We start from the raw sequence: 6,472 nt of genomic DNA, 5'->3' as shown, positions 1-6,472 counted from the left end.
TAACGCTTTTCTCTCCGCGCATTAGAGTTCATGCCCTACATCTTCCAGCTTTTCGCCGCTCTACTGGAGGCCAACCCATCGGGAACATTGCCCAATTATTACCAGAATCTGATCGATCAAGTAAGTGCAAGGACTGTAGTTAATGCCTTAACTTCTGATGGACATTTTTGCGACGTTGTTACTTCTGCACAAGATTATAACAATAATATGGTTTCCTCGGGTGGAGACTGTTACGATCTAGTTATTCTAGATATACACCTGCCTGGTGATATTGATGGATATGATATACTGTTAAGATTAAGAAGTGCAAAAATCAAAGTTCCTGTTTTAATACTTTCGTGTATCTCCGCTGCCAACCATAAAGCTAAAGGACTTGGGTATGGTGCCGACGATTACTTAACCAAGCCATTTCACAAGAGCGAATTATTAGCTCGAATTAAGGCCATAGTACGACGTACTAAAGGCCATCCCGAATCAGTGATAAAGATTGGTAATATGAATATCAATTTTGATCACAGGATTGTTGAGGTAAAAGGCAAAACAGTTCACCTTACTAACAAAGAGTATTCCATGATAGAATTGCTGGCATTGCGTAAAGGAGCAGTGTTGACAAAAGAAATGTTTTTAAACCATCTTTACAATGGCTTGGACGAACCTTCAGACAACAAAATAGTTGATGTTTTTATGTGTAAATTACGTAAAAAACTTGAAAGTGCAAATGACGGAATAAGCCACATAGAAACCGTTTGGGGTAGAGGATATGTTCTAAAAGAGTATGTTGACGATGAAGAATACTCTAGTGTTAATATAAGCGAAAGCAGTAGTGACTATCAAGCAGAACAAGTCAAGGACAGCGCATGAAATGCTTTATTTACTTGTTGATTGAAGAAGCGAAAAGGTAGATTTAGTAAGATAAAAACTAATCCTAAAAGTGAGGTAACGTGGTCAGTCTTTTAGAACTTTACAAAGATTTGCAACAAAAGATAGAAAAGTTGGAAGCGGAGCTAAAAAGTTATAGGTAAGAAAGTAAGGCTTTAGAGATAGAGAATGACTAGTTAAAGGAAAAGCTCGGTTAAAATTCAAGCTTTGTTAAGTTCAAAAGGAAATAAAATAAAGAGATAAGCCAAGAAGTAAAAGGAATATAGGTGGTCAAATTGAGCGTACAGGGTATGTGAAATGTTTGATACATTTACATAGTATGGCTGACATTCATGCATTGCCTAGGTGAAATATAAGCCGAGTTCTGTTTATGTAGCTATTTATCTGGAGTAAATGTTACCATTTACTTCGTGCGATTTACCCGAGTAGATATGAGAAAAACATAAAATCTACTTCTATTTAATCTTGCTCCTAGTGTTGGTTACTTGACTACCAATGTTGCCATTGTTATGGTGTGCTCTTACCACACCTTTTCACCCTTACCTAATAATATTTAGGCGGTAATTTTCTGTAGCCCTATAACTGGAGTTACCTCCGGCGGGCGTTACCCGTCACTACCTTTTCTTGGAGCTCGGACTTTCCTCTGCTGTGTTTATCACACAACAGCAGCTACTTATTGCACCTAGGAATTATACTTTAACATTAAAATCATAAAAGCAAAAGAAAATTTCCTAACAGTCTACATACTAAAAACATTCAGACAAATAGCTAAAGGTGATATTCCGGTACATCATCGCTATCCCAAGATAAGCTTTTTTCACTTTTAGACTCTAGCTCAGTCAGTCAAGATCCTGGTCCACCGCTTGAAGACGATGAGCTACTTCTTGACCGACTACTACTCTCCACCGATATACTGTTTAGCACTGTTTCAGATTGATCCATAGTTCGCATAGATATATGTCTCATTCTGTTATTAGCGATAAAAATTTCTTCATCGCTATTGCCACTTGAAGATGATCGCCTTCTATCATTGAAATTAGTTAGTTCTAACACAGGGGCAGAATTACGACCCTTAACATATTTGTATGTTATGAATCCTATAATTCCAGCAATACTTATTATCGCTCCAACCAAAGACCCACCTATCATTCCTGCCCTATTAGACTCTATAGCAAGCTGAGCGGGCTGTGGTGAAGGAGTAGTTTGAGGAAGTAAAGTTGTAGTGAACAGAGGAGTTGTTACCTTTGTTCCAGTCTTTGATATAGTGGATACTGTTTGTATAGTTGCCTCTGAGTTTGTTGTTGTCACATTAGTTGGCATTGTAGTAATCATAGTCGCTTGTGAGGTCGCAATAGTTTCAGCTACTGTTGTTGGTTCTGATGACGTACTCATCTTAGTTGTTAATTCTGTTAAAGGCTTACTCATCGTAGTACTGCTTGCTGTAAAAGTTGACTCAACAGTCGCTGCTGTAGATTTTACAGTACTTGTCTCAGTTTCCGAAGGCACACTAGTTGACGTTGTAGCAACTGTGGTCGCTTGTGGAGTAGTAGTTGTTTTTACTACTGTTGTTGGCCCCACTGTTACTGTACTTGTTTGAATTGTTGACTCTGTTGAAGGCCTACTCGTTGTAGAAGTAGGTGCAGTGGTAGTTGATGCTACTGTTGTTGACTCCACTGTTACTGTACTTGCCTGAGTTGTTGACTCTGTTGAAGATTTACTCATTGTGGAAGTTGGTACAATGATAGTTGATGCTTCTGTTGTTAATTTGGTAGTCTTTACAGTGTCGGTTTCTGTTGTGCTAGTAATTGCAGCAGTCGTCGTTTTCTTAGAAGTCACAACCGTCTCTGTAACAGTTATAGGAGCCACAGTACTGCTGGAAATAATACTAGGCATCAATTGGCCGTTAATGATATTAACAAAATCACTGAGAGCTTTGATACTGCTTGTCGGTATTATCGTTGCTTCAGAAGATTTTCCAGAGCTCTCTCTATTAAAAGTTATAATACTCTCTCCACTTACCGCAGTGACGATAAAACCTCCTTGACCATTGTCTTTAACATACAATTGTTCTATAGGATCTTCACATTCACAAACAGTAAAATTTGATTTTGGTCCTCTCTTAGCAAGCCTTGCTAAATGCAATTCTTGCGTATTAGAAGATTGTTTTTTCGCAAGAAAAGCAACTAAATCATCACCTTCAGTTCGTCTTACATACTGTAAAAAGTTTATTTTTCCTGGATTATAGATAGTAGATGATGCTTTATCTATTTGACAATTTTTCTTAAGCAAACATTCATCTTCTTTTCTATCTTTCAGCTTCTGAGCCACGTCAATCAAGTCGAATTTAAAGATATTTGTTCTTACTTCTGGCTTCCCAATAATCTCTTTGCTCATCTGTGCATAAAGCATCGTATTTTCATCTAGTACTAATTGCCCTGGATTATAAAATTTGAATAATTTTCTTTCTGTAAGACCGTTTTTTTCACGCAGAATCTTAAATTTTCCATTCGTGTCTGATTGTAAATACCAAGAAACTAAAGCTTGATCCTTTAAGTTATGAGCAATTACAACAATATTACCATGATCAACTTTTACTGCTTTTGGTTGAAAGTAACTATTGTCTTCATTTGCAAGATTATTTATATCAATGTTCTTGTATAATTTTACTTTTCCTACGTATTCAACTAAGGGAGCATTAGTTGAATGCTTGATTTCGTAAGTGTTGAATGTTAAGCCTTTGATGCACTTTCTTTCTTTGTTAGTTTCTTCTGTAGGAAAAATAACTCCAACTTTATCTACTTCAGCTGAATTTTCTATTAGTGTGGGAGATAATTGGCCCTTGAATTCATTTGCTACGTTGACACATGTATCACACTCGTATGTTTTCGATTGATATAATGGACTAATAAGTAACTTTACTCTACTGCTTCCATTGCCGTTATCTTGATAGCTGAGTCCATAAGTAACTCCATTTCCTTCAATCAACCCTACGTTTACTGGGTTAAAACCTATCGCTTCTTTAACTTTCAGTGTAGTTGTATTAACTCTAAATAATCTACTTAATATAGACATAATTATATTTAAAATTTTAATAAAACGCTATTATGATTATTTCTATATGTAACGTCAATAAAATTTTAACTAAAATTAAGAAATTAATACCTTTATAATCTGCAAAGCGAAATATGGAAAATGAGTAGCAGTAAAGAATTCACAAATTGAATGCACCCACTCTACAGATATAATATTGTAGAGCTCAAAAAACCAACAATTGCAATTGTTAACTCTTCAAGTATAATTTGTTGAGATTTACACGAACTTTATTAGATGAAAGAGAAAGAAGAGCAGTTTAGTTTTACATCAGACAACCTCAGAAAAGCGAAAAAGTCTATAGAGATGTATCCTAAAGGTAGAGAAGGTAGTGCCGTCATGCCTTTACTATACCTGGTTCAAGAACAATGCGGATGGGTTCCTGAATCTGCCATGCGCTACGTTGCTGACATGCTTCATATTCCACATATTCGCGTGTATGAAGTGGCAAATTTTTATACCATGTATAATTTAAAACCAGTAGGTAAATATCTCATACAAATTTGTAGAACAACTCCTTGCTGGTTGTGCAATAGCGAAGAAGTGTTAAATACCTTTAAAAAGAAACTAGGAATCAATATCGGTGAAACTACTAAAGATAATCTATTTACTTTAAAGGAAGTTGAATGTCTTGGTGCATGCGTTAATGCCCCTGTGGTGCAGATCAATAATGACTTTTATGAAAACCTCACTCCTGAAAAAGTGGAAAATATCATAGCAGAACTTTCAAGTAAATAGATGGAAAAGTTCTCGTTTAGGATAACTAAGCAATCAGGTTCTGCAAGAGTTGGAACGATCAAAACTCCAAATGGAAGTATAGAAACACCAGCATTTATATTTTGTGCAACCAAAGCTGCTATTAAAGCTGCAGATATCGAGAGAATCAGAGAAGCAGGTACTCAGATAATACTTTCCAACACCTATCACCTAATGCTCCAACCGGGAGAGGATACTGTGGCAAAGCTTGGTGGCTTGCACAAGATGATGGGATGGAGTGGGCCAATGCTCACTGATTCTGGTGGATACCAGATATTTAGTTTAGGGCACGGGTCAGTTTCGGAAGAAATAAAGGGAATAAGACAGAAGCAAAAAACTCTGATCAAAATTAACGAGGATGGGGCAATTTTTCGTTCTTACATAAATGGTAAAACTTATTGTCTAACTCCTGAAAAGTCGATACAAATTCAACAAAAATTAGGTGCAGATTTAATCCTAGTTTTAGATGAATGTACTCCATTCCATGTCAGTAAAGAATACACAAGAAAATCAATGCTCATGAGCCATAGATGGGCTGAACGTTCTTTAAATAAGTTTGAAAAAAATAATGATGGCAAACAGGCGCTTTATGGAATTAGTCAAGGCGGAGTGTATCAAGATTTGCGTAGAGAAAGTTGTGATTTTATCAACGATTTGCCATTTTTTGGTCAAGCAATAGGTGGATCACTTGGTCAAAGTAAAGAGCAGATGTATGATGTAGTTTCCTTTACTATGGAACATTTAAAAAAAGATAGGCCTACTCATTTGCTTGGTATTGGTGGAATTGTAGACATTTTTCGTGGAGTAGAGCTTGGAGTTGATACATTTGATTGCGTGCATCCAACTCGCCTCGCAAGACATGGTGGCGCGCTTGTTAAAGTAAAAAACAGAGATTCTATTTCTTCAAAGCGTAAAGAGCATATTAATTTGCGAAATCAACGATTCGAACTAGATGATAACCCAATTGAAAATGACTGTTTGTGCTTTACTTGCAGAAAACATTCAAGAGCCTATATACACCATCTACTGAAAGCTAAAGAGTTGCTGGCTTATACACTCGTTACCATTCACAATGTTTTCTTCATGAATAAGTTGATGGAATCAATAAGACAAGCAATATTGAATGATAGGCTAGATCAGGAAAAAAATAATTGGATTAGTGAAATACCGCTGCATTGTGAATTATATACCTAGTTCATATTTTGCACATGTGCGTTGCATTTTTTAATCTTCTTTAAAAACTTGACAGTACATTATATATACGGATATACTAGAAATATAATTTTTGTGAGGCATTTATGGTTAAAAATAAAGAAAAACATCAAATAGCGTTTTGCGTTTCAGCCTTTACACTCTTAGCTGGTTTATCATTAATCGCAACTGGAATTGCAGTGGGTACTGTACCTGCTATAGCTTCTTGTTTAGTGATAGGAGGAGTTTTAACTGCCTTGTCTATTGTGCAATCAGTAGAAAGCTATTTATTTTTACAAAACAGCGAAAAAACTTTCAATAAAATGATTAGTGGTATACGCGATGAACCAGAAAGCAAACTTTTTATAGAAAGGATTTTGCAACCATTCATTGAACTTTTTAGTGAGCATAAGCAACATAATTAAAGTACACTAAGCATAGAAACAACTTTATCGTAACTTGGCAGTGACTTAATTTCTCCAATCGCAGCTAAAGTAATTCTCTCATGCTGAGATAGCAATTCTTCTGCTGCTTTTTTTATATCGTAAATAGTAAC

The 6,472-nt window shown here is 35.9% G+C and carries 5 protein-coding genes, 1 other RNA gene and 1 pseudogene; 4 read left to right on the top strand and 3 right to left on the bottom strand.

All coding sequences use genetic code 11. The features are described 5' to 3' along the window. Positions 1-30: 30 nt before the first annotated feature. Positions 31-861 carry a response regulator transcription factor gene (locus ACJ5GX_RS04250; RefSeq protein WP_495292735.1) on the top strand — a complete coding sequence of 277 codons (831 nt, stop codon included), beginning with the start codon at positions 31-33 and terminating at the stop codon, positions 859-861. A 355-nt stretch (positions 862-1,216) separates the two neighbouring features. Here ACJ5GX_RS04250 and rnpB read toward each other — a convergent pair. Both rnpB and ACJ5GX_RS04240 read right to left on the bottom strand, forming a co-directional pair. After that, an RNA gene (rnpB, locus tag ACJ5GX_RS04245) (RNase P RNA component class A) lies at positions 1,217-1,565 on the bottom strand. 157 nt (positions 1,566-1,722) lie between these two features. Continuing rightward, positions 1,723-3,951, bottom strand: a complete 2,229-nt coding sequence (locus ACJ5GX_RS04240) for a hypothetical protein (RefSeq protein WP_495292734.1) — start codon at positions 3,949-3,951, stop codon at positions 1,723-1,725. A 255-nt stretch (positions 3,952-4,206) separates the two neighbouring features. On the opposite strand from ACJ5GX_RS04240, the gene nuoE reads away from it, so the two are divergent. From nuoE to ACJ5GX_RS04225, 3 genes are all read left to right on the top strand, one after another. Further along, on the top strand, positions 4,207-4,707 hold the full coding sequence (gene nuoE, locus ACJ5GX_RS04235) for an NADH-quinone oxidoreductase subunit NuoE (RefSeq protein WP_007302017.1): 501 nt from the start codon (positions 4,207-4,209) through the stop codon (positions 4,705-4,707). After that, positions 4,708-5,919 carry a tRNA guanosine(34) transglycosylase Tgt gene (tgt, locus tag ACJ5GX_RS04230; protein ID WP_007302018.1) on the top strand — a complete coding sequence of 404 codons (1,212 nt, stop codon included), beginning with the start codon at positions 4,708-4,710 and terminating at the stop codon, positions 5,917-5,919. A gap of 104 nt (positions 5,920-6,023) precedes the next feature. After that, positions 6,024-6,341, top strand: coding sequence for a WD_0736 family protein (locus ACJ5GX_RS04225; protein WP_052264788.1), 318 nt, complete (start codon positions 6,024-6,026; stop codon positions 6,339-6,341). Here the strand turns inward: ACJ5GX_RS04225 and ACJ5GX_RS04220 are convergent. Continuing rightward, positions 6,338-6,472, bottom strand: a pseudogene (locus ACJ5GX_RS04220) (M16 family metallopeptidase); the annotation flags it as partial. The gene ACJ5GX_RS04225 and the pseudogene ACJ5GX_RS04220 sit on opposite strands and share 4 nt — an antisense overlap.

This window comes from Wolbachia endosymbiont of Tuta absoluta, from assembly GCF_059414725.1.
The sequence above is the reverse complement of the archived record's forward strand: the minus strand, read 5'-3'. Positions and strand labels throughout refer to the sequence as shown.